The sequence below is a fragment of the Marinobacter pelagius genome, assembly GCF_900114925.1.
GTDB classification, from domain to species: Bacteria; Pseudomonadota; Gammaproteobacteria; order Pseudomonadales; family Oleiphilaceae; genus Marinobacter; species Marinobacter pelagius.
Map to the genome: position 1 here is coordinate 46,207 of NZ_FOUR01000003.1, position 19,471 is coordinate 65,677.

Annotated in this window: 19 protein-coding genes; 12 read left to right on the top strand and 7 right to left on the bottom strand. The window is 61.3% G+C overall.

The genetic code is table 11. From position 1 onward, the window contains the following. Positions 1-21 precede the first annotated feature (21 nt). The 12 genes from BM254_RS07210 to yjgA all read left to right on the top strand — a co-directional run bounded on the left by BM254_RS07210 (position 22) and on the right by yjgA (position 9,840). The gene (locus BM254_RS07210) at positions 22-1,002 is read left to right on the top strand and encodes a KpsF/GutQ family sugar-phosphate isomerase (protein WP_092000932.1); all 981 of its coding nucleotides are present in this window, start codon (positions 22-24) and stop codon (positions 1,000-1,002) included. After that, on the top strand, positions 1,002-1,571 hold the full coding sequence (kdsC, locus tag BM254_RS07215) for a 3-deoxy-manno-octulosonate-8-phosphatase KdsC (RefSeq protein WP_092000936.1): 570 nt from the start codon (positions 1,002-1,004) through the stop codon (positions 1,569-1,571). The genes BM254_RS07210 and kdsC overlap by 1 nt, the downstream gene beginning before the upstream one ends. Further along, the gene (gene lptC, locus BM254_RS07220; RefSeq protein ID WP_092000939.1) at positions 1,568-2,173 is read left to right on the top strand and encodes an LPS export ABC transporter periplasmic protein LptC; all 606 of its coding nucleotides are present in this window, start codon (positions 1,568-1,570) and stop codon (positions 2,171-2,173) included. Before kdsC ends, lptC begins: the two co-directional genes overlap by 4 nt. Beyond that, positions 2,157-2,708 (top strand): lipopolysaccharide transport periplasmic protein LptA, encoded by a 552-nt coding sequence (gene lptA, locus BM254_RS07225; RefSeq protein WP_092000942.1) that lies wholly within the window; start codon positions 2,157-2,159, stop codon positions 2,706-2,708. The genes lptC and lptA overlap by 17 nt, the downstream gene beginning before the upstream one ends. Further along, complete coding sequence (gene lptB / locus BM254_RS07230) at positions 2,686-3,411, top strand: LPS export ABC transporter ATP-binding protein (protein WP_092000945.1); 726 nt, start codon at positions 2,686-2,688, stop codon at positions 3,409-3,411. Before lptA ends, lptB begins: the two co-directional genes overlap by 23 nt. 421 nt (positions 3,412-3,832) lie before the next feature. After that, positions 3,833-5,350 (top strand): RNA polymerase factor sigma-54, encoded by a 1,518-nt coding sequence (locus BM254_RS07235; RefSeq protein WP_092002172.1) that lies wholly within the window; start codon positions 3,833-3,835, stop codon positions 5,348-5,350. A gap of 15 nt (positions 5,351-5,365) precedes the next feature. Continuing rightward, entirely contained in the window at positions 5,366-5,677 is a 312-nt protein-coding gene (gene hpf, locus BM254_RS07240; RefSeq protein ID WP_092000948.1) for a ribosome hibernation promoting factor, read from the top strand. Between the two features lie 83 nt (positions 5,678-5,760). After that, positions 5,761-6,231 carry a PTS IIA-like nitrogen regulatory protein PtsN gene (gene ptsN, locus BM254_RS07245; protein WP_092000951.1) on the top strand — a complete coding sequence of 157 codons (471 nt, stop codon included), beginning with the start codon at positions 5,761-5,763 and terminating at the stop codon, positions 6,229-6,231. Positions 6,232-6,259: 28 nt separating this feature from the next. Further along, positions 6,260-7,144: an RNase adapter RapZ gene (rapZ, locus tag BM254_RS07250; protein WP_092000954.1), complete on the top strand. Its 885-nt coding sequence runs from the start codon at positions 6,260-6,262 to the stop codon at positions 7,142-7,144. A gap of 6 nt (positions 7,145-7,150) precedes the next feature. Beyond that, positions 7,151-7,420, top strand: coding sequence for an HPr family phosphocarrier protein (locus tag BM254_RS07255; RefSeq protein WP_092000968.1), 270 nt, complete (start codon positions 7,151-7,153; stop codon positions 7,418-7,420). Positions 7,421-7,725: 305 nt separating this feature from the next. Further along, positions 7,726-9,087, top strand: coding sequence for a magnesium transporter (mgtE, locus tag BM254_RS07260; RefSeq protein ID WP_092000971.1), 1,362 nt, complete (start codon positions 7,726-7,728; stop codon positions 9,085-9,087). Positions 9,088-9,318: 231 nt separating this feature from the next. Continuing rightward, on the top strand, positions 9,319-9,840 hold the full coding sequence (gene yjgA, locus BM254_RS07265; RefSeq protein WP_092000973.1) for a ribosome biogenesis factor YjgA: 522 nt from the start codon (positions 9,319-9,321) through the stop codon (positions 9,838-9,840). A 325-nt stretch (positions 9,841-10,165) separates the two neighbouring features. On the opposite strand, the gene BM254_RS07270 is transcribed toward yjgA, so the two are convergent. Genes BM254_RS07270 through BM254_RS07300 form a run of 7 tightly spaced genes read right to left on the bottom strand, consistent with a single transcriptional unit; the run spans position 10,166 to position 19,304 of the window. Next, positions 10,166-11,011, bottom strand: coding sequence for a carbon-nitrogen hydrolase family protein (locus tag BM254_RS07270; RefSeq protein WP_092000977.1), 846 nt, complete (start codon positions 11,009-11,011; stop codon positions 10,166-10,168). A gap of 20 nt (positions 11,012-11,031) precedes the next feature. After that, a complete protein-coding gene (locus BM254_RS07275; RefSeq protein ID WP_092000980.1) occupies positions 11,032-14,766 on the bottom strand; it encodes a YhdP family phospholipid transporter in 3,735 nt (1,244 codons plus the stop codon). Between the two features lie 39 nt (positions 14,767-14,805). After that, on the bottom strand, positions 14,806-16,287 hold the full coding sequence (gene rng / locus BM254_RS07280) for a ribonuclease G (RefSeq protein WP_092000983.1): 1,482 nt from the start codon (positions 16,285-16,287) through the stop codon (positions 14,806-14,808). Beyond that, positions 16,284-16,886 (bottom strand): Maf family protein, encoded by a 603-nt coding sequence (locus BM254_RS07285; protein ID WP_092000986.1) that lies wholly within the window; start codon positions 16,884-16,886, stop codon positions 16,284-16,286. Before BM254_RS07285 ends, rng begins: the two co-directional genes overlap by 4 nt. Before the next feature lie 2 nt (positions 16,887-16,888). After that, positions 16,889-17,368, bottom strand: coding sequence for a rod shape-determining protein MreD (mreD, locus tag BM254_RS07290; RefSeq protein ID WP_092000989.1), 480 nt, complete (start codon positions 17,366-17,368; stop codon positions 16,889-16,891). Further along, positions 17,368-18,234 (bottom strand): rod shape-determining protein MreC, encoded by an 867-nt coding sequence (mreC, locus tag BM254_RS07295; protein ID WP_092000992.1) that lies wholly within the window; start codon positions 18,232-18,234, stop codon positions 17,368-17,370. Before mreC ends, mreD begins: the two co-directional genes overlap by 1 nt. A gap of 29 nt (positions 18,235-18,263) precedes the next feature. Beyond that, positions 18,264-19,304 carry a rod shape-determining protein gene (locus BM254_RS07300; RefSeq protein WP_092002175.1) on the bottom strand — a complete coding sequence of 347 codons (1,041 nt, stop codon included), beginning with the start codon at positions 19,302-19,304 and terminating at the stop codon, positions 18,264-18,266. Positions 19,305-19,471 lie beyond the last annotated feature (167 nt).

Here is a 19,471-nt window from a genome sequence, read left to right on the forward strand (position 1 = left end):
TACGAGCCAGGCCAGAGCCCGATGACTGAACAGACCAGCCACGATTTCCGGACGTCCGCCCTACGAGCCATCCGCATCGAGCGCGATGCCATCGAGGCCCTCGAAGCCCGAATTGACGACCACTTCCTCCGCGCCTGCGAGACCATCATGGCCTGCAAGGGCCGGGTCGTGGTGACCGGCATGGGCAAGTCCGGCCATATCGGCAACAAGATCGCGGCGACCCTGGCCAGCACCGGCACGCCTTCTTTCTTTGTGCATCCCGGCGAAGCCAGCCATGGGGACCTGGGCATGATCACCAGCCAGGATGTGGTCATTGCCATCTCCAACAGCGGCAACACCAGCGAGGTGGTGACAATCCTGCCCCTGATCAAACGCATGGGCGCCCCGCTGATCAGCATGACCGGCAATCCGGACTCGGTGCTGGCCCGGGAAGCGGTGGCCAATCTGGACGTCCGTGTCGACGCCGAAGCCTGCCCGCTGGGTCTGGCCCCCACTTCCAGTACTACGGCAACACTGGTCATGGGAGATGCATTGGCGGTGGCCCTGCTGGAAGCCCGGGGCTTCAGCGCCGAGGATTTCGCTTTCTCCCACCCCGGTGGCAGCCTGGGCCGGCGCCTGCTGCTCAAGGTTTCCGGCATCATGCACACCGGCGAGCAGATTCCGGTCGTGACCGAGGGCACCACCCTCAGTGGCGCCCTGCTGGAGATTTCCCGCAAGGGCCTGGGCATGACCACGGTGGTAGACGCCAAAGGCAACCTCACCGGCATCTTTACTGACGGTGATCTGCGCCGCACCCTGGACCGGTCCGTGGACATCCACAACACCGCCATCGAGGAGGTGATGACCCGCCACGGCAAGACCATTGCCGCCGACCACCTGGCGGCCGAGGCGCTGAACATCATGGAAGAGATGAAGATCAACGCCCTGCCGGTCACCGATGAACAAGGCACCCTGGTCGGCGCCATCAACATGCACGACCTGCTGCGGGCGGGAGTCATCTGATGGCCGAACTGACCAGTCCGCTCGCCTCCCAATGGCCCGAAGAGCTGATCGCCCGGGCCGCCCGCATCCGCCTGATTGCGCTGGACGTGGACGGCATCATGAGCGACGGCAAGCTCTATTTCAGCGCCAACGGGGATGAACTCAAGGGCTTCAACATCCTGGACGGCCTGGGCCTCAAACAATTGATGGCCGCCGGCATCACCGTGGCCGTCATTACGGGTCGGCGCTCGCCGCTGACCGAGAAGCGCATTAACGACCTTGGCATCCCGCACCTGATGCAGGGCCGTGAAGACAAGAAAGTGGCCTTGCAGGAACTGGTCCGCACCATGGACATTGCCCCGGAAGAAATTGCCTACATGGGTGACGACCTGCCTGACCTGCCGGCGCTGCGCTTTGCCGGCCTGGGCATCACCGTACCCAACGGCTACTGGCTGGTGCGACAGCACGCACATTACTGCACCAGCGTGCCCGGCGGCAGCGGTGCCGTGCGGGAGGCCTGTGATCTCATCCTGACCGCCCAGAACAAGCTGGACGCCGCCCTGGCGCCCTACCTGGAGCCGGCCGGATGAGCAGCCCCCTGGAATCGCTCCGGCAACTCACCGAGCGCCCGCTGGTTCGGGCGCTCGCGGCGATTGCCCTGGTCGCCGTGGCGCTGTTCCTGCTGTGGCGCAGCGACGAGCCGCCAGCACCGGACCCCGAAGCCGCTGCCCTGCGCGGCCCGACCGAACCCGATGGTTTCGTGGTGGACGGCACCTACACTGCCTATGACGAGAGCGGTAACCTGGAAGTGCGCTTCTCCAGCCCACGGATCGAACAGTTCGAGGAAGGCAACACGGCCACCATGGTATCACCCACAGCCCGTATCCAGGGCGAACCCGGCACCGAGCCCTGGACAATCCAGGCAGACAACGGCAGCCTGCTGCAGAACGAGAATCTGCTGTACCTGACGGACAACGTGCGTATCATCCGTCAGGTCGGCGAGCGTGAAGCGACCCTGACGACATCCAAGCTGACGCTGGACAACGACCAGAACATTATCTACACCGACGCGCCGGTGGAAATCACCGATCGTATCGGCGTTACCCGTGCCACCGGCATGAAAGCCTGGATCAACGACCGAATTCTGGAGCTCAACTCCGACGTGGAAGGACGTTATGAGACCGTTCATTAGATACCCGTCCGGCGTACTGGCCGCCCTGCTGGCGATGACCCTCGGCAGCCCTGCCCTGGCCTTCGACATGGACTCCGACCAGCCCATCACCGTCAGCGCCGACAGCGCGCGGCTGGACGACAGCAAGGGCGTGGCCACCTATACCGGCGATGTCATCCTGACCCAGGGTAAAACCCGACTGACCGCTGAACGGGTGGTTCTGTACCGCAACGACGAAGGCCTGAAACGCATCGAGGCTTCCGGCACCCCGGCCCACTACACCCAGCCCAGCCGTGAAGGTCAGGGCGAGACCGATGCCCGGGCCCTCAACATCACCTGGTCCGCCACGGATCGTCAGCTGACCTTTGAACGGGAAGCGGTGATTGAGCAGAATGGCAACCTGTTCCGCGGCGACCTGATCCACTACGACACGGTTCGCCGGGTAGTGACCGCCGAGGGCGGAGAGGACACGGGATCCGGCACTGGCCGGGTTGAAATGGTTATCCAGCCCCGCAGCACCAGACAGGGATCCGATGGCAGTACTGAGAGCCAGTAACCTGGCAAAGAGCTACAAACAGAAAAAGGTGGTGATCGACGTTTCCCTGGAAATCCAGAGTGGCGAGATCGTCGGCTTGCTCGGCCCCAACGGCGCCGGCAAGACCACCTGCTTTTACATGATTGTGGGCCTGGTGCCGGCTGATCGTGGCCGCATCACCATCGACAATCAGGACATCACGCCGCTGCCCATGCACGGAAGGGCCCGCAAGGGTATCGGCTACCTGCCCCAGGAGGCCTCGGTGTTCCGCAAGCTGACCGTGCGGGACAACATCATGGCGATCCTGGAGACCCGCAAGGGCCTGAGCCGCGCCGAGCGTGATGCCAAGCTGGAAGAACTGCTGGAAGAGTTCCACATCACCCACATCCGCGACAGCGTCGGCATGGCCCTGTCCGGTGGCGAGCGCCGGCGGGTGGAAATCGCCCGCGCCCTGGCCATGGAACCCGCCTTCATCCTGCTGGACGAACCCTTCGCCGGCGTCGACCCGATCTCCGTGAGCGACATCAAGCACATCATCCGCCACCTTCGGGACAAGGGCATCGGCGTGCTGATCACCGACCACAACGTGCGGGAGACGCTGGATATCTGCGAGAACGCCTACATCGTCTCCGGGGGGCATATTATTGCTTCCGGGAGTTCGGAAGAGATTCTGGCGAATCAGCAGGTGAAGGAGGTGTATCTGGGGGATGAGTTCCGGCTCTAACGGTGCCAGGGTAAAGATGGGGTCAGATGAAAGTTTTCATCAGACCCCTGAGTCAGACGCCACCCCAGGGGTCAGAAGAACGCCTTCTTCTGACCCCGAGTTAGATTTGGGCACGAGCTAAAGGTCTAAGCTGGGGTCTGAAGAAAGCTTTCTTCTGACCCCGAGTTAACTTCAAGCACGAGCCAAGAGTCTAAGTTGGGGTCAGATGAAGGTCTTCATCAGACCCCTGAGTTAAGACCCCTGAGTTAAGACCCCGGAGTTAAGAACCCCTGAGTTACCTTTCATGTTCAATCTGGCCCCCGTTTCCAGTAAACTCGGCAAAGAACTTGCTTGCTACGGCAACTAGCTAGCATACAAAGCATTTTTTCTCTGATGCCAAGGCGACAGAGCGTGACGAGTAACGGATCCTGAACGTATGGTGATGAAAGCTTCATTACAGTTAAAGCTGGGTCAAAGCCTGACCATGACACCCCAGCTGCAACAGGCGATCCGGCTTCTGCAGCTCTCCACCCTCGATCTGCAACAGGAAATCCAGCAGGCCCTCGATTCCAATCCGATGCTGGAAACCTCCGAGGACGACGACCACGCCGACGCGCCGGCGGACAACACCGAAAACCGGGACGACAACGACCACGAACAGGGTTCCACTGCCAGCGCCGAGAGCAGTGATGACTGGGACGACGCCGGCCCGGACTGGACCAACGAGAGCGAGGTCCCGGACAACATCCCCGATGACCTGCCGGTCGACACCGCCTGGGACGACATCTATCAGTCCGCCCCGGCGTCTTCAGCCCGCAATGACGACGACAACGAGCAGGATTTCGAGACCCGCAATTCGCCCACGGAAACCCTGCACGATCACCTGGAATGGCAGATCAACCTGACTCCCATGAGCGAGCGGGACCGGGCCATCGCCCATGCCCTGCTCGATGCGGTGGATGACCGCGGCTACCTGACCAGCCCGCTGGAGGAAATCCATGCCGGCCTGCAGGACGACACCGACGAGGATCCCCTGGAACTGGACGAGGTGGAAGCCGTACTGCACCGGTTGCAGCATCTGGACCCGGCTGGCGTGTTTGCCCGGGATCTGCAGGAATGCCTGCTGATCCAGCTCAACCAGCTGCCGCCGGACACCCCCTGGCTGGCCCAGGCCCGATTGGTAATTACCCACTACATCAACCTCCTGGGTAACCGCGACTACGCCCAACTGCTGCGCAGAAGCCGTTTGAAGGAAGATCAGCTGCGGGAAGTCCTGGCGCTGATCACCGGTCTCAACCCGCGGCCCGGCGATGTCATCGACCACGGCGAGCCGGATTACGTCATCCCCGATGTCATCGTCAGCAAACACAACGGCCGCTGGCGGGTGGAACTGAATCCGGAAATTGCCCCCCGCATCCGCGTAAATGCGAGCTATGCTTCTCTTATAAGGCGTGCGGACAGCAGTGCAGACAACACCTACCTGCGGGATCAATTGCAGGAAGCCAAGTGGTTCATCAAGAGCCTGCAGAGCCGGAACGAGACCCTGCTGAAGGTGGCCACCCGCATCGTGGAGCACCAGCAGGGCTTCCTGGACCAGGGTGAGGAGGCGATGAAGCCGCTGATCCTGTCCGACATTGCCCAGGCCGTGGAAATGCATGAATCCACGATCTCCCGGGTGACCACGCAGAAATACATGCATACGCCCCGTGGCATCTTTGAGCTGAAGTACTTTTTCTCCAGCCATGTCAGCACGGATGAAGGGGGTGAATGTTCCTCAACGGCGATTCGCGCGATGATCAAGAAACTGATTGCCGCGGAAACTCCCAAAAAGCCATTGAGTGACAGTAAAATTGCAGCCATGCTAGGAGAACAGGGCATCAAGGTGGCAAGACGCACCGTGGCCAAGTACCGGGAGGCGATGCATATTCCGCCTTCCAATGAACGCAAACGACTGGTGTAACAACAGGAGACGCCTATGCAACTCAATATTTCAGGCCATCACGTAGAACTGACTCCCTCCCTCAAGGATTATGTCACCGAGAAGTTCAACAAGCTGGAGCGCCACTTTGACCACATTTCCAACTGTCAGGTGACCCTGGAAGTCGAAAAGGTGCGCCAGATTGCGGAGGGGACTCTGCATGTAGCGGGTGGCGGTGAAATTCATGCAAAGGCCGAGAACGAGGACATGTACGCAGCGATCGATGCCCTGATCGACAAGCTGGATCGTCAGGTTCTCAAGTACAAGGAAAAGAACGTAGACCGGATGCACGGTAACGGACAACGTTAACAGTCCGTCTCCATGCTGGAATCCAATGGCGCTGCGGCACTTCGGGTGTCGCAGCCTTTTTTTTACGGAAATGCAGTCGATCCATGAGCGACACATCCCTGACCATAGACAACATCCTTGTACCGGAGCTGACCCTCTGCCGGGTGCCGGCATCAAGCAAGAAGCGGGTTCTGGAGTTCATCGCTGAAAAGATCCACCAGCAGGATGAAACCCTCAGCGACACCGAGATCTTCAACAACCTGATCGCACGGGAGCGGCTCGGAAGCACCGGAATCGGCCAGGGGATTGCCATCCCCCACTGCCGCCTGGAAGGCCTGGACCGGGTGATCGGTGTGCTGATGACGCTGGATGAGAGCGTCGAGTTCGATGCCATCGATAACCAGCCCGTGGACCTGGTGTTTGCCCTGATCGTGCCCAAGGAGGCGACCAGCGAACACCTGGAGCTGCTGAGCCAGCTGGCCGAGAAATTCAATGAGCGCTCCTTCTGCAACAGGCTGCGCGAGTGCGAGGATGCCAGGACCCTGTACGAACGCATGACAGCCGCTAACGGCTGACCCCTACTGTACCGGAGGCACACTGGGCATGAAGTTGATCATCGTGAGTGGCAGATCAGGCTCAGGCAAGAGTACCGCACTGCATGTACTGGAAGACTTGGGCTTCTACTGCATCGACAATCTTCCCATCGGGTTGCTGTTTCCGTTAACCCGGGAAGCGGCCGCGCAGGCAACCCCGGGCCGGCTGAACAAGATGGCCGTGAGCATTGATGCCCGGAACCTGTCCGGGGAGCTCGCCAATTTCGAGGATATCTACAGCCAGCTCCAGGAAACCGGCATTACCGTGGAAATCATTTTCCTGGACGCCGACGAACAGTCCCTGCTCCAGCGTTTCCATGCCACCCGCCGGAAGCACCCCCTGAGTGACGACAGGACCTCCCTGCGCGAGGCCATCACCAGCGAGAAGAAACTGCTGGAGCCGCTGTCCAAGCTTGCCGACCTCTATATCAACACCACCGGCATGTCGATGTACGAGCTGCGGGACCAGGTCAAGCAACGGGTGGTGGGCCGCAAGGAGCAGGAGCTGGCCCTGTTGTTTCAGTCCTTCGGTTTCAAGCACGGGGTTCCGCTGGACTCCGATTACGTATTCGATGTCCGATGCCTGCCCAATCCCTACTGGGACACGAGCCTGCGCAAGTACGTGGGTACCGACCAGCCGGTGATCGATTTCCTGGAGCGGGAGCCGGCCAGTCGAAAGATGGTCGATGACCTGATCGCCTTCCTGGACACCTGGCTGCCCGGCTTTGCCGAAAGCAACCGCAGCTACATGACCATTTCCATCGGCTGCACCGGCGGCCAGCACCGCTCCGTGTATATCTGCGAGCAACTGGGCAAGCATTTCCGCGAACACTACAACAACGTGCAGGTGCGCCACACCGAGCTGCCCCACCTGCAAGCCCGGGGGGAGACCTGAACCACCATGATCCGCCGCCCCGTCACCATCATTAACAAACTCGGCCTGCACGCCCGCGCCACCGCCAAACTGGTGGCCACCGCCTCCGAGTTCGATAGCCAGGTCCGGATTGCCCGCAACGGCCGCGAGGTGGACGCCAAGAACATCATGCAGGTGATGATGCTCGCCGCCAGCCAGGGTACCGAGGTGGAACTGATTGCCGAGGGACCGGATGAGGAAGAGGCGGTTGATGCGCTGGTGGCGTTGATTGATGACTACTTCGGTGAGGGGGAATGAGGGGCCGATGCACAGGGGTCTGGATGCACAGGGGTCTGGATGCACAGGGGTCTGGATGCACAGGGGTCTGAAGAAAGCCTTCTTCTGACCCCGAGTTCGACTAATCCTCCGCGCCAGGCCTGAAAATGGGGTCAGAAGAAAGCCTTCTTCAGACCCCTGGGGTTGCGACTAATCCTCCGCGCCAGACCTGAAAATGGGGTCAGAAGAAAGTGTTCTTCAGACCCCTGGGGATTTAACCCCGTTTTCACTCACCTGTAACGCCTAACTCCGCTATAATAAAGGCGTTTTCAGCAAGCAGGTGATCCATGACCGATATTCTGGAAAAAAGCCAGGCCAAGCAGCGTTTGCGCTCACTGAGTGAGGCGCTGGATAGTGGTGCCCTCAAGCAGGTTTCCCGCATCCTCAATGGCGGCCTGAGCCCCAGTGATATCGCCCACCTTCTGGAATCCTCCCCTCCCCGCCAGCGGGCCCTGCTCTGGAATCTGGTGGAGAAGGACCTGGAGGGTGAAGTCCTCCAGTACCTCAGCGATGACATCCGTAGCTACTTCCTGAGTCAGCTGAACGCCCAGGAACTGGCGGACATCATCGAGGATTTCGAGTCGGACGACCTCGCCGACTTGCTGCAGCAGCTGCCGGATACAGTGATCCAGGAAGTCCTGGACACCATGGACGAGCAGGACCGTCTCCGGGTCGAGGAAGTACTGTCCTACCCGGAGGACACCGCCGGCGGTCTGATGAACACGGACACCATCACGGTGCGCCCGGACATCAGTATCGACGTTGTGCTCCGTTACCTGCGCCGGCACCGCAACCTGCCGCCGATGACTGACAGCCTGATCGTGGTCAGCCGGAGGGATGATTTTATCGGCGTGCTGCCGATCACCCGAATCCTGGTGTCCAACCCCGCGGCGACCGTGCGGGAAGTCATGGACACCGAAGTCGAACCCATTCCCGTGACCCTATCCGACACCAAGGTAGCGACCATGTTCGAGCGCTACGACCTGATCTCGGCGCCGGTGGTCAACGAGGAAGGCCGACTGCTGGGGCGCATCACCATCGATGACGTGGTCGACGTTATCCGGGAAGATGCCGATCATTCGCTGATGAGCATGGCCGGTCTGGACGAGGACGAAGACACCTTCGCCCCGGTGTGGAAAACCACCCGCCGCCGGGCGGTATGGCTGGGAATCAACCTGATTACCGCATTCATCGCCTCAGGGGTGATCGGTCTGTTCGAAGCCACCATCAGCAAGGTGGTCGCCCTGGCGGTGCTCATGCCCATCGTCGCCAGCATGGGCGGCATTGCCGGCAGCCAGACCCTCACGCTGGTGATCCGCGGCATGGCGGTGGGCCAGATCAGCGGCGCCAACGTGCGATGGCTGCTGAATCGGGAATTTTTTGTCGGCGCACTCAACGGGCTGTTCTGGGCCCTGGTGGTGGCCACAGCCGCAGCGGCCTGGTTCCAGGACCTGCTGATCGGCGGCATTATCGCCGCTGCCCTGGTCATCAACCTTGTGGCCGCGGCGTTTGTTGGCACCATGCTGCCGCTGTTTCTCAAGTCCCGGAACATTGATCCGGCACTGGCCGGAAGCGTGATTCTCACCACGGTGACGGATGTGGTGGGGTTTATGGCGTTTCTGGGGCTGGCGACGATTTTTTATGCGTGAGCGTTGCAACTGAACATGGGGTCAGATGAACAAGTTCATCAGACCCCTGAGGTGGGCGCGAATATGGGGTCTGATGAAAGCCTTCATCTAACCCCTGAGGTGGCCGCGAACTCGGGGTCTGAAGAAAGCCTTCTTCTGACCCCTTCTTCACGCACGCCCCGGAGTCAGGATTGAAAATGGGGTCAGATGAAAGCGTTCATCTGACCCCGACTTAGGCTTTAGGTAGCAACTATGACAGATCAACACGACGACGAATTCCAGGAAGACCTCGGTCCCAGCAAATCCCAGATCAAGCGGGAAATGCATGCCCTGCAGGAAGTGGGCAAGCGCATGCTGGACCTGAGTGACGAGCAGCTCAACAGCCTGCCCATCAGCGATACCCTGAAAGCGGCCATCGTTGAATCCCGGCGAATCCGCAAGCATGAGGCACGCCGGCGGCACCTGCATTACATCGGCAAGGTCATGCGTAACGAGGAAGACCCGGAAGCCATCGAACGTGGCCTGGATGCTTTTGATTCCGGCAGCGCCGAGCATACCCGCCGCCATCACCTGGCCGAGCGCTGGCGTGACCGGATGGTGGCCGAGGGGGATTCGGCGGTTGGCGAGTTTATTGACTACTGCCCGTCGGCGGATATCCAGCACCTGCGCAACCTGGCACGGAATGCGAAGCGGGATGCCGAGAAGGAGAAGAATACCGGGCAGGCGAAGAAGCTGTTTCGGTATTTGCGGGAGTGTATTGACGAGGTTGAATAGGGAGAAATTGGGGTCATCCTCCCCCCCTAGGGGTCTGAAGAACGCCTTCTTCTGACCCCGTTTTCAGATGCAGCTTCGGGATCAGACGCCAAGATGGGGTCAGATGAACGAGTTCATCAGACCCCTGAGCCAGGAAGAAGTCGGGGTCATCCCGCCAAGGGGTCTGAAGAACGCTTTCTTCTGACCCCGTTTTTAGATGCGATCCCGGAGTTTGGCCTGAACAAGGGGTCAGATGAAGGTTTTCATCAGACCCCTGAGTCGGAATCAGACGCCAAAATGGGGTCAGATGAACGAGTTCATCAGACCCCGGCGTTAGCCCTCTGAGTTAAACCAGCCGCCGGTGTTCCCACACCGGCATGTTTGCCCTCACCTGCTTCAGTCGCTCCAGGTCCAGCTCGGCGGTAATCACTCCGGGGCCGTCTTCTTCGCGTTCCGCGATAATTTTGCCCCAGGGGTCGCAGATAAGGGTGTGGCCGTAGGTGCGGCGGCGTTCGCTGTTCTGGCCGCCCTGGCCGGGGGCGACGACCCAGACCTGGTTTTCGATGGCCCTGGCGCGGATCAGGGCGTGCCAGTGGGCATCGCCGGTTTGCCAGGTAAAGGCGCTTGGCAGGCAGACCCAGTCAGCACCCTGCTCCCGCAAGAGCCTGAACAGCTCCGGGAAGCGCAGGTCGTAGCAGATGGCCATCCCGAGCTTGCCCACCGGCGTATCCACGGTCATCACCTGCTCCCCGGGCTCAAAGGTGTCCGATTCCCGGTACTGGCCGTGTGCATCGTCCACTTTGGCGTCGAAGAGATGGATCTTGTCGTAACGGCCCACTTCCTGGCCCTGGTCGTCATACACCAGGCAGGTGGCCCGCACCCGATCCCCGATTTCGGTACCATCCGGTCTCTGTGCCAGCGGCAGGGAACCACCCACAATCCAGATTCCGAGTTTCCGGGCCTGGGCTGACAGGAATTCCCGGATCACCGGCTTTTCGCCAGCCTCGGTGCGACCACAGTCGATCATATCGGCGGTGGACAGCACCGCGAAGTTCTCCGGCAGCACCGCCACTTTCGCCCCCTGCCGGGCGGCTTCGGCCAGCAAGTGCTCCGCTTCCCGCAGGTTCGCCTCGATGTCCCTCGTGCTCACCATCTGAATCGCGGCTACCCGCTGTTTTGTCTGTGTGCTCATAAAATCCTTCTCCACTCGCACTATTCGCCGGTGTCGAAGACCCGGCGCAGGTCTACCTCGGGATTATCCCAGGTCCCGGTAACACTATAGGTGGCACTGGTCAGTTTACTCAACGGGTCGCCGAGAACCTTGTCCAGTACGAACAGCGCACCGCCGATTGGCGCGCCGGCCCCCATCAGCAGGGCTGCCAGCGGCAGGTTCTGGGTGAGCGGTAACACGACCACCAGCCGCATATCCAGGGTTTCCTCGGACAAGTCCGTGTTGCCGCTGAGTTTGAACGCGCCCGAGGGACCGACAATCTGCAGTTCCGGATTCATGGTCACCAGACCATTGGTGATCCGGGCCTTGCCTGAAATGGCGTCGAACGCCACACCGCGTTCGTAAAGATCCGAGAAATCCAGTTGCAGGCGTCGCCAGAGGGTGTCCGTATTGAGCAGGTTAAAAATACGGAACACCTGGGCGGTGTTGTTCTGCTCCAGGATGATGCCTTCGTCCAGCCGCAGGCTGACGGTTCCACTCACCTCCCGCATAGAGAAATCATCCGGCCGGCCGGGCCAGTCCAGATCCAGCTCGATATTGGTCTGCTGGTTTTCCAGCGGAATTTCGGTGCCGAACAACTGGTTCAGGTCGGTCAGGGCACCCCCCGTGACCGAGCCGGCAAAGCGGCTGACTTCCCGGTCAGCAGCGATGCTCCAGGTCATTTCCCCCAACAGAGTCAGGGAGTTCAGGCGGCCCTCGATGTCGTTGACCTTGAGCTGAAATGGCTCCGGGCGCAGAAAGAAAGTCCAGGTGCCCAGACTCTCATCGTTGAGCTGAAGGTCGGCAATGCTGACATCGATGTCCGGCCAGCTGCCCATATCCAGCGCCCGAAACGCTTCCAGTTGCTCTTCAAGGGTCAGCAATTCAGGCTGGGCTTCCCGTTGTTCATCGTCGCGGACCAGTCTTAGCACCTCAAAATCGGCCTTGACCGGCTCGTCGCTGTCCGGAAGCACGACCCGGCCCACCGCCCGCTCGGAACGGGTGCTGACGACCCAGCGATCCTCCAGTTCAAGCGCATTGATCGTGATATTCCTGAGGGTATGGGATCCCAGGTAAAGGTGGCCCAGGGTCAGGTCAAAACCGGTGTCGTGCCAGAGGAAATCAAAGCCCATCCGGTTCTCCCAGCTGCCCGCGATCCGCAGCCCCTCTTCCGCCCTCGGGTCAATGGTCGCCTCGAGCGGCGCCTGTTCCTCGGCGCTCTTGGCCAGTGGTTCCGGCCAGTCCACCTCAAGCCCCTCGAGATTGGAACGTACCTGGATACCGGATGTGGTATCGGCCCCGACCGTCAACGCAGCGGAATAATCCAGGGTACCGTTGAGGCCGAATCCGCTGTCACTCTCCAGACCGGCCTGGCGGAAGACCTCCGGCACCGTGAGCTGACCATCCTGGCGAATGGCAAGACCCTGGCCCTCTGCTCCGACACTGAGGCTGACCGCAACCGGGTCACCAAAGAACCGGGCCTGGATGGGGCCGCCGGAGAAGCCATCGACGGTATGATAGGTGAGATCGCCCGAGAGCTCCGTCCAGCTCAGATCGGCGCCGGGATAACGCACCGAGCCATTGGACGTCTGAACCCGGGCCTGGACCACCGGCTCGCCCCCGTCGCCCAGGGGCAACTCGAGATCCAGGTTCAGGTCGTAGTCACCTCCGTACTCCAGGCTGCGCGCTTCGGCCCCGGCCATCTCGCCCAGCGGGCTGTTGTCCATCCAGAAGGGTACGGCATCGCCGGGTACACGGGCGGCGGCATCCACATAGAGCCGGGTGCCCTCACCGGGAATCACCTTCACCCGGCTTGGGCGGAGTTCCAGACCGCCGGTCCGTCCAGATTCCAGCTGAACGTCGGTGTTGCCGTTGTGGATATCCACCCTGCCCCGCGCCGACGTCACTTCCGGCCAGCGTTCGTCGTAACGCACCGTCGCGTCCTCGAAGGTGTACCACATGGATGAGACGAACGCCCCCCGGGGCGCATCGCGGCCGATCTGGCCATGGCCATAGTAGACACCCTCGGTGATCCGCGCTTCGGTGATCGCCGTGGTCAGCCATTCATACAGGCCCGGGTTCACTACCTTTGCCGGCACGAAATCTGCCAGCATCCCGGCTCGCCCGTCCTCGATTCCGATGCGCAGGCCCAGGTTGTCTTCACCCTCACGGTCCATGCGCAGATCAAAGGCGCCGGTCAGGGTGGTGTTGTCGCCATAGCCCATGCGGATATTGTCTGAATACACCCGGGTGATGGGACCGTCCAGCAGCCAGGCGACCGTGCCCTTAACTTCCCGGAATGACCAGTCGTCGAGGAACAGCCGGGGAAAGCCGAGGCTGACTGACTCTCCGGAGGGTACCAGCTCCACGGAACCGGAATTACGGCGCAGGGAGATCCGGCCATTAAGACCGGAGGCGCCGGGCGCGCCGCCGTGGGCCTGGACCCGGACGTCACGAAGCACGCCGGTGAGCTCGAATTCCGCCAGCTCCCGGGCCGGAAGCCTCAGATGCGCCCGATCCAGATAACCTGCCGGACGATAATTCTGCAACGCACGACCCGCTCGCTCAGGCAGCAGGGGCAGGACCGCAAGCAAATGACGCAGGGGCCCGAGGGGCAGTGCATCCGCCACCACTTCGACATCCCCGCCCTCCCGGGGCATCAAGCGCACACTGAACGGCGGCACCGTGACCTCATCCCAGGTCCACTGGAGTTCCTGCAGGTGGAGTTCTCCCCGTGAAACCACAGCGTTTCCGCCGTTCTCCGCCCGGCGCCAGCCGAAACGGGCACTGATGTTCTCAATCGGCGCCAACGACTCGCTGCCCGCACCCAGTTGCAGATAGGGCGTCTGAACCGAGCCACTTGCCTGCTGTAACAGGCCGTCCCGGAAGGTCAGCCAGAGCTGCCCGCCAAGATCAAAGCCCTCCACCCGCAGGGTTCGCCACTGGTAGTCATCAATCAGGCCATCGAACAGCCGGCCGGAAGCGACATCCAGGTATAGCTGGCCGGTGAAGTCACCACGGAAGAAGTGCCGCCCGACCAGGCTGAAGCTGGCCAGTTGCTGTGTGGTGCCCGGCTGCATGGCTCGCCCCGAGGCCCGGAACAACCCGCGATGGTAGACCAGATCCAGCTGGGGAATCTCGAGATGACGCAACTGGCCCTGGTTGTCCCGGATCGCCAGATTGACGCGGGTGAGTTTGACGTAGGGATCGGACAGCCAGCGCCCCGCCAGATCAAGCCATTCCTGGAACTGGTTCCGGGCGGGTGCCGGCAACTCGGCACCCTCGACACCAACCTCGCCATCGGGGGTCTGATTGAGGGTCAACTCCAGACCATCGGCCTCGAAGGCTTCGAAGATCACACGGAAGCGGAACAGGGAGGATAGGAAGTCCAGACGGATCCGGAGGTGTTGCAGGCGGGCGACATAGTCACCGGTGCCGGGTTCGATGATGTCGATATCCCGCGCCAGCACGGTCGGATCCAGCCAGTTCCAGCGGGCATCGAGGCCACCGATCTCCACCTGCTTGCCGGTGCGCGCCGAGAGTTCGAGTTCGAGGTCGTCCCGGAAGCTGTCAATATTCTGGGTCAGTTGCCGTCCGATGCCCGCGTACAGCGCGAACAGCAGTAGCACCGCCAGCAGGGACCACCACACCAGGCTCGACAGCCGTGCGGCGAGGCGTACCGGCCGGCTTTCGGGGGGCAGGTCCGACAGCGGCGGCCCGTGATCGGCTGAGGACATGGATTTCGTTACTCCCCGGGCCGGTAACCTGCGCGGGTATCAGAGCAGGACAACATCGTACTGCTCCTGGCTGTAGAAAGGCTCCACCTGGAAGCGGATGGTCTTGGCAATGAAGGTCTCAAGGTCGGCCACGTTGTCGGACTCTTCGTCCAGCAACCGATCCACCACCTTCTGGGAGGCCATCACCAGGTAACTCTCGGCATCGTAGGCCCGGTTGACCCGGAGGATTTCCCGGAAGATCTCGTAACAGACGGTCTCCGCGGTTTTCAGGAAGCCCCGGCCGTCACACACCGGGCAGGGTTCGCACAGTACCTGGCCCAGGCTTTCGGTGGTGCGTTTGCGGGTCATTTCCACCAGACCCAGTTCGGACACGCCGGTGATCTTGGTCTTGGCGTGATCCCGTTCCAGCATCTTCTCCAGCATACGGTGGACCTGGCGCTGGTGCTCGGAATCCTCCATGTCGATGAAGTCGATGATGATGATGCCACCGAGGTTGCGCAGCCGCAGCTGACGGCTGATCGCCCGGGCCGCTTCCAGGTTGGTCTTGAAGATAGTTTCTTCCAGGTTCCGGTGGCCCACGAACGCACCGGTGTTGATATCGATGGTGGTCATCGCCTCGGTCTGGTCGATGATGACGTAACCGCCGGATTTGAGCTGAACCTTGCGGCTCAGGGCCTTCTGGATCTCATCCTCCACCGAGTACAGATCGAAGATCGGACGCTCACCCGGGTAGTACTCCACCATGTCCGCGAACTCGGTGACGAACTCCCGGACGAACTCCATCACCCGCTGGTAGCTCTCCCGGCTGTCGATCCGGACCTTCTCGGTCTGGGGCCGAACCAGGTCGCGGATGGTGCGGATAAACAGTGGCAGATCCTGGTACACCACCGCCGGGGCCTGGACCTTGGCGATGCGCTCCTGGATGGACTGGCTCAGCCGGTGCAGGTATTTCATGTCACCGATCAGGTCCTCGGCCGGGGCTGCCTCGGCAGCGGTCCGGATGATGTACCCGCCCTTCACATCGGTGCTTTCTGAAGAGGCTTCCTCGAGCAGGGTCTTGAGCCGTTCCCGCTCGTTGTCGTCTTCGATGCGCTGGGAGATACCAATGTGACTGACGCCCGGCATGAACACCAGGTACCGGGACGGAATCGACAACTGGGTGGTGAGGCGGGCGCCCTTGGTGCCAATGGGGTCCTTGGTTACCTGCACCACCAGGGACTGGCCTTCCCGCAGCAGGGTACGGATATCCGGGACAGTTTTAGGACCTTCGGTCAGTTCCTCTGCTCCGGACTGGCCGGTGATCACATCCGAGGCGTGGATAAAGGCGGCGCGTTCCAGGCCAATATCGACGAACGCGGCCTCCATGCCCGGCAGCACGCGGACAACCTTGCCCTTGTAGATGTTGCCCACGATGCCCTTGCGGCTGGTGCGCTCGATGTAGGCCTCCTGCAACATGCCGTTTTCCACCAGGGCGACCCGGGTTTCCACCGGCGTAACGTTGATCAGGATTTCTTCACTCATTCTTGGCTCTCCAGACTGCTTGGCCAGTTCGTCCATACCGGGAAGCCGGCCTGGGCCAGAAGTTCGGCGGTCTGCTGCAACGGCAGTCCGACCACGGCGCTGTAACTTCCCCTGAGTTCCTTCACAAAAATACCACCAAGACCCTGGATTCCATAACTTCCGGCCTTGTCCATGGGCTCCCCACTGGCAACATAGGCGTTGATCTCGTCCCCGCCAAGTTTCCGGAACTGTACATCAGTGACCACCAGGCAGGATCGGCACTGCCCGCGGTGTGCCAGCGCCACTGCGGTCATCACCTGATGAACCTCGCCCGAGAGCCGCGCCAGGGTGGCGCAGGCATCAGTCCGGTTCACCGGCTTACCCAGGATCTCTCCGCCGAGGACCACCGACGTATCGGAACCAATAACCAGTGCCTCCGGGTGCTCCGCGGCCACCGCCAGGGCTTTTTCCCTGGCCAGACGCTCGACGTAGGCTTCGGCCGACTCGGCCGGTTCCGGGGTTTCGTCCACATCGGCCGGCCGGGTTGTGAAGTCCAGCCCGATCTGCTTCAGCAGTTCCGCCCGGCGCGGTGAGGCGGAGGCAAGAATGAGGTGCGACATCGCTAACCCAGTTTCCGGTTTATGTTATCAAGGAGTACACAGACCACCGGCCAGATCAAGGCACTGGTCGCGGCCGGCCAGAGGTAACCGAACCCGGAATCCCCTTCGGCCCCGAGCAGCTGCTTGATGAAATGCACCAGCATCTGGTTGATACCCAGCAACAGGAACACCATCAGACATTGCTGGGGCATGGGGTACATACGCAGGCGCTGGTGGATGGTCAGCACCAGGAAGGCAATCAGGCCCATGGCCAGGGCATTCACGCCCAGGGGGGTCGCTTCGAGCACATCCAGCAGCAGCCCCAGAAACCAGGCCAGGAGAATGCCGAACTGGGCGGGGGCCCGGAAGGTCCAGTAAAACACCACCAGACCCAGCCACTCGGGACGGAACTCGAACCAGCCCACCGGGAACAGGGAGATGCTCAGCACCAGAGCCAGCACCACGGATAGCACGAAGACCGGATAACTGATTACCGACAACATCAGCTGTCCTCCCCGGATTCAGGAGCCTGGTCGGCGGTTTCTTCCGGCTCACTGGTCTCGGGCGGGAAAACCGCCAGGACCAGGCGGCTCTGGTTCAGCTCCGCCTTGGGGGTGGCCTGGATGGAAACAAACGGCTCGCCCGGCTCCTTGTTGATTCGTGACACTTCGGCCACCGGATATCCCCGGGGGAAGCGACCACCGAGGCCCGAACTGACCAGCAGGTCGCCCTCGCGGATATCGGCAGTGTCCGGCACATGCACCAGTTCCAGGGATTCCGGATTGCCGGTACCCAGCAGGACCGCCCTCAGGCCGTTGCGGACCACTTCCACCGGCACCGCGTGGCTGCTATCGGAGACCAGCAACACCCTGGAGGTGATCTGGCTCGCCTGCACCACCTGCCCCATCAGACCCTGGGCATCAAGGATCGCCTGACCCGGATTGACGCCGTCACTCAGGCCCTTGTTGATAATGATTTCATGGGAGAAGGGGTCGGGCGACACGCCCACCACTTCGCCAACAATGACTCGATCATCCAGCACTTCCGAGGAATTCATCAGCCGGCGCAGTTCGTTATTTTCGGAGGCCAGTGCCGCGTACTTGAGGGCACGACGCTCGAGGATGAGCAGGCGCGCGCGGAGGTCTTCGTTTTCCTGCTGGAGGTCTTCTTTAGACACGAAAAGACCGGAAAACCAGTCGCTGAATTCGTAGGGGGCATTGCCCAGCCAGTACACGGGGGCAAGACCGGTGGCAATGGTACTGCGCACCGATGAGAGCTTGTCAAAACGAGCATCGGCAACGATTAACGCTGCCGATACCAGTATGATCAGGAAGAGTCTGAACCCCGGTACGGGGCCCTGGACAAAGATGGTTTTAATGGCCAGTCCTCCCCACGGGCTTAGCCCTCCTGGGAGAACATTCCGATGCCACCGCGATCAATGACTTCCAGTGCCTTACCGCCACCCCGGGCGACGCAGGTCAGCGGGTCCTCGGCGATGATCACCGGCAGACCGGTCTCTTCACTGATGAGTTTGTCCAGTCCACGCAGCAGGGCGCCGCCGCCGGTCAGCACGATGCCGCGCTCGGCGATGTCGGAGGCCAGTTCGGGGGGCGACTGTTCCAGGGCGCTCTTGACGGTCTGGACGATCTGGGCCAGGGATTCCTGCAGGGCGTCGAGAATCTCTTCGCTGTTCAGGGTGAAGGCCCGGGGCACGCCTTCGGCCAGGTTGCGGCCGCGCACGTCGATCTCGCGGACTTCCAGGCCTTCGTAGGCACAGCCGATCTCGTGCTTGATGCGCTCGGCGGTGGAGTCACCGATGAGGCTGCCGTAGTTGCGGCGCACGTAGGTGACGATGGCTTCGTCGAACTTGTCACCACCGACCCGTACGGATTCGGCGTAGACGATGCCGTTCAGGGAGATGATGGCGATTTCGGTGGTACCACCGCCGATGTCGACGATCATGGAGCCGCTGGCTTCTTCAACCGGCAGGCCGGCACCGATGGCGGCGGCCATCGGCTCTTCGATCAGGAATACTTCCCGGGCGCCGGCGCCGAGTGCGGATTCACGGATGGCCTTGCGTTCCACCTGGGTGGATTTGCTGGGCACACACACGAGCACGCGCGGGCTCGGGGTGATGAAGCTGTTCTCGTGCACTTTGTGGATGAAGTGCTGGAGCATTTTTTCGGTGACGACGAAGTCGGCGATCACACCATCTTTCATGGGGCGGATGGCGGTGATGTTGCCCGGTGTACGGCCGAGCATGCGCTTGGCTTCGGAGCCGACGGCGGCGACCATTTTCTGGGAACCACTCGTGCGGATGGCAACCACGGATGGCTCGTTCAGGACGATACCCCGCTCTCGCACATATATAAGGGTGTTTGCGGTGCCCAGGTCGATGGACAGGTCGCTGGAGAAGATGCCTCGGAGTCTTTTGATCAACATTCGTGTAGTTTCAACCTGAGAGTTGCGGTTGCGAAAAGAATGCGGCAACTTTAGCAGTGAGCACCTACTCAGGCAAGGCGCCATCGGGGCCCCAGCCTTACCATTGTCACATTTTCCGAATTGTTTCAGGCCCTCCCGCGATTGTTCGAATCTGTTACCATAGT

Bases quoted from the DNA above. Each gene is read 5' to 3' on its own strand.
- BM254_RS07210 (WP_092000932.1), top strand. From the start codon at position 22: ATGACTGAACAGACCAGCCACGATTTCCGGACGTCCGCCCTACGAGCC.
- kdsC (WP_092000936.1), top strand. From the start codon at position 1,002: ATGGCCGAACTGACCAGTCCGCTCGCCTCCCAATGGCCCGAAGAGCTG.
- lptC (WP_092000939.1), top strand. From the start codon at position 1,568: ATGAGCAGCCCCCTGGAATCGCTCCGGCAACTCACCGAGCGCCCGCTG.
- lptA (WP_092000942.1), top strand. From the start codon at position 2,157: ATGAGACCGTTCATTAGATACCCGTCCGGCGTACTGGCCGCCCTGCTG.
- lptB (WP_092000945.1), top strand. From the start codon at position 2,686: ATGGCAGTACTGAGAGCCAGTAACCTGGCAAAGAGCTACAAACAGAAA.
- BM254_RS07235 (WP_092002172.1), top strand. From the start codon at position 3,833: ATGAAAGCTTCATTACAGTTAAAGCTGGGTCAAAGCCTGACCATGACA.
- hpf (WP_092000948.1), top strand. From the start codon at position 5,366: ATGCAACTCAATATTTCAGGCCATCACGTAGAACTGACTCCCTCCCTC.
- ptsN (WP_092000951.1), top strand. From the start codon at position 5,761: ATGAGCGACACATCCCTGACCATAGACAACATCCTTGTACCGGAGCTG.
- rapZ (WP_092000954.1), top strand. From the start codon at position 6,260: ATGAAGTTGATCATCGTGAGTGGCAGATCAGGCTCAGGCAAGAGTACC.
- BM254_RS07255 (WP_092000968.1), top strand. From the start codon at position 7,151: ATGATCCGCCGCCCCGTCACCATCATTAACAAACTCGGCCTGCACGCC.
- mgtE (WP_092000971.1), top strand. From the start codon at position 7,726: ATGACCGATATTCTGGAAAAAAGCCAGGCCAAGCAGCGTTTGCGCTCA.
- yjgA (WP_092000973.1), top strand. From the start codon at position 9,319: ATGACAGATCAACACGACGACGAATTCCAGGAAGACCTCGGTCCCAGC.
- BM254_RS07270 (WP_092000977.1), bottom strand. From the start codon at position 11,011: ATGAGCACACAGACAAAACAGCGGGTAGCCGCGATTCAGATGGTGAGC.
- BM254_RS07275 (WP_092000980.1), bottom strand. From the start codon at position 14,766: ATGTCCTCAGCCGATCACGGGCCGCCGCTGTCGGACCTGCCCCCCGAA.
- rng (WP_092000983.1), bottom strand. From the start codon at position 16,287: ATGAGTGAAGAAATCCTGATCAACGTTACGCCGGTGGAAACCCGGGTC.
- BM254_RS07285 (WP_092000986.1), bottom strand. From the start codon at position 16,886: ATGTCGCACCTCATTCTTGCCTCCGCCTCACCGCGCCGGGCGGAACTG.
- mreD (WP_092000989.1), bottom strand. From the start codon at position 17,368: ATGTTGTCGGTAATCAGTTATCCGGTCTTCGTGCTATCCGTGGTGCTG.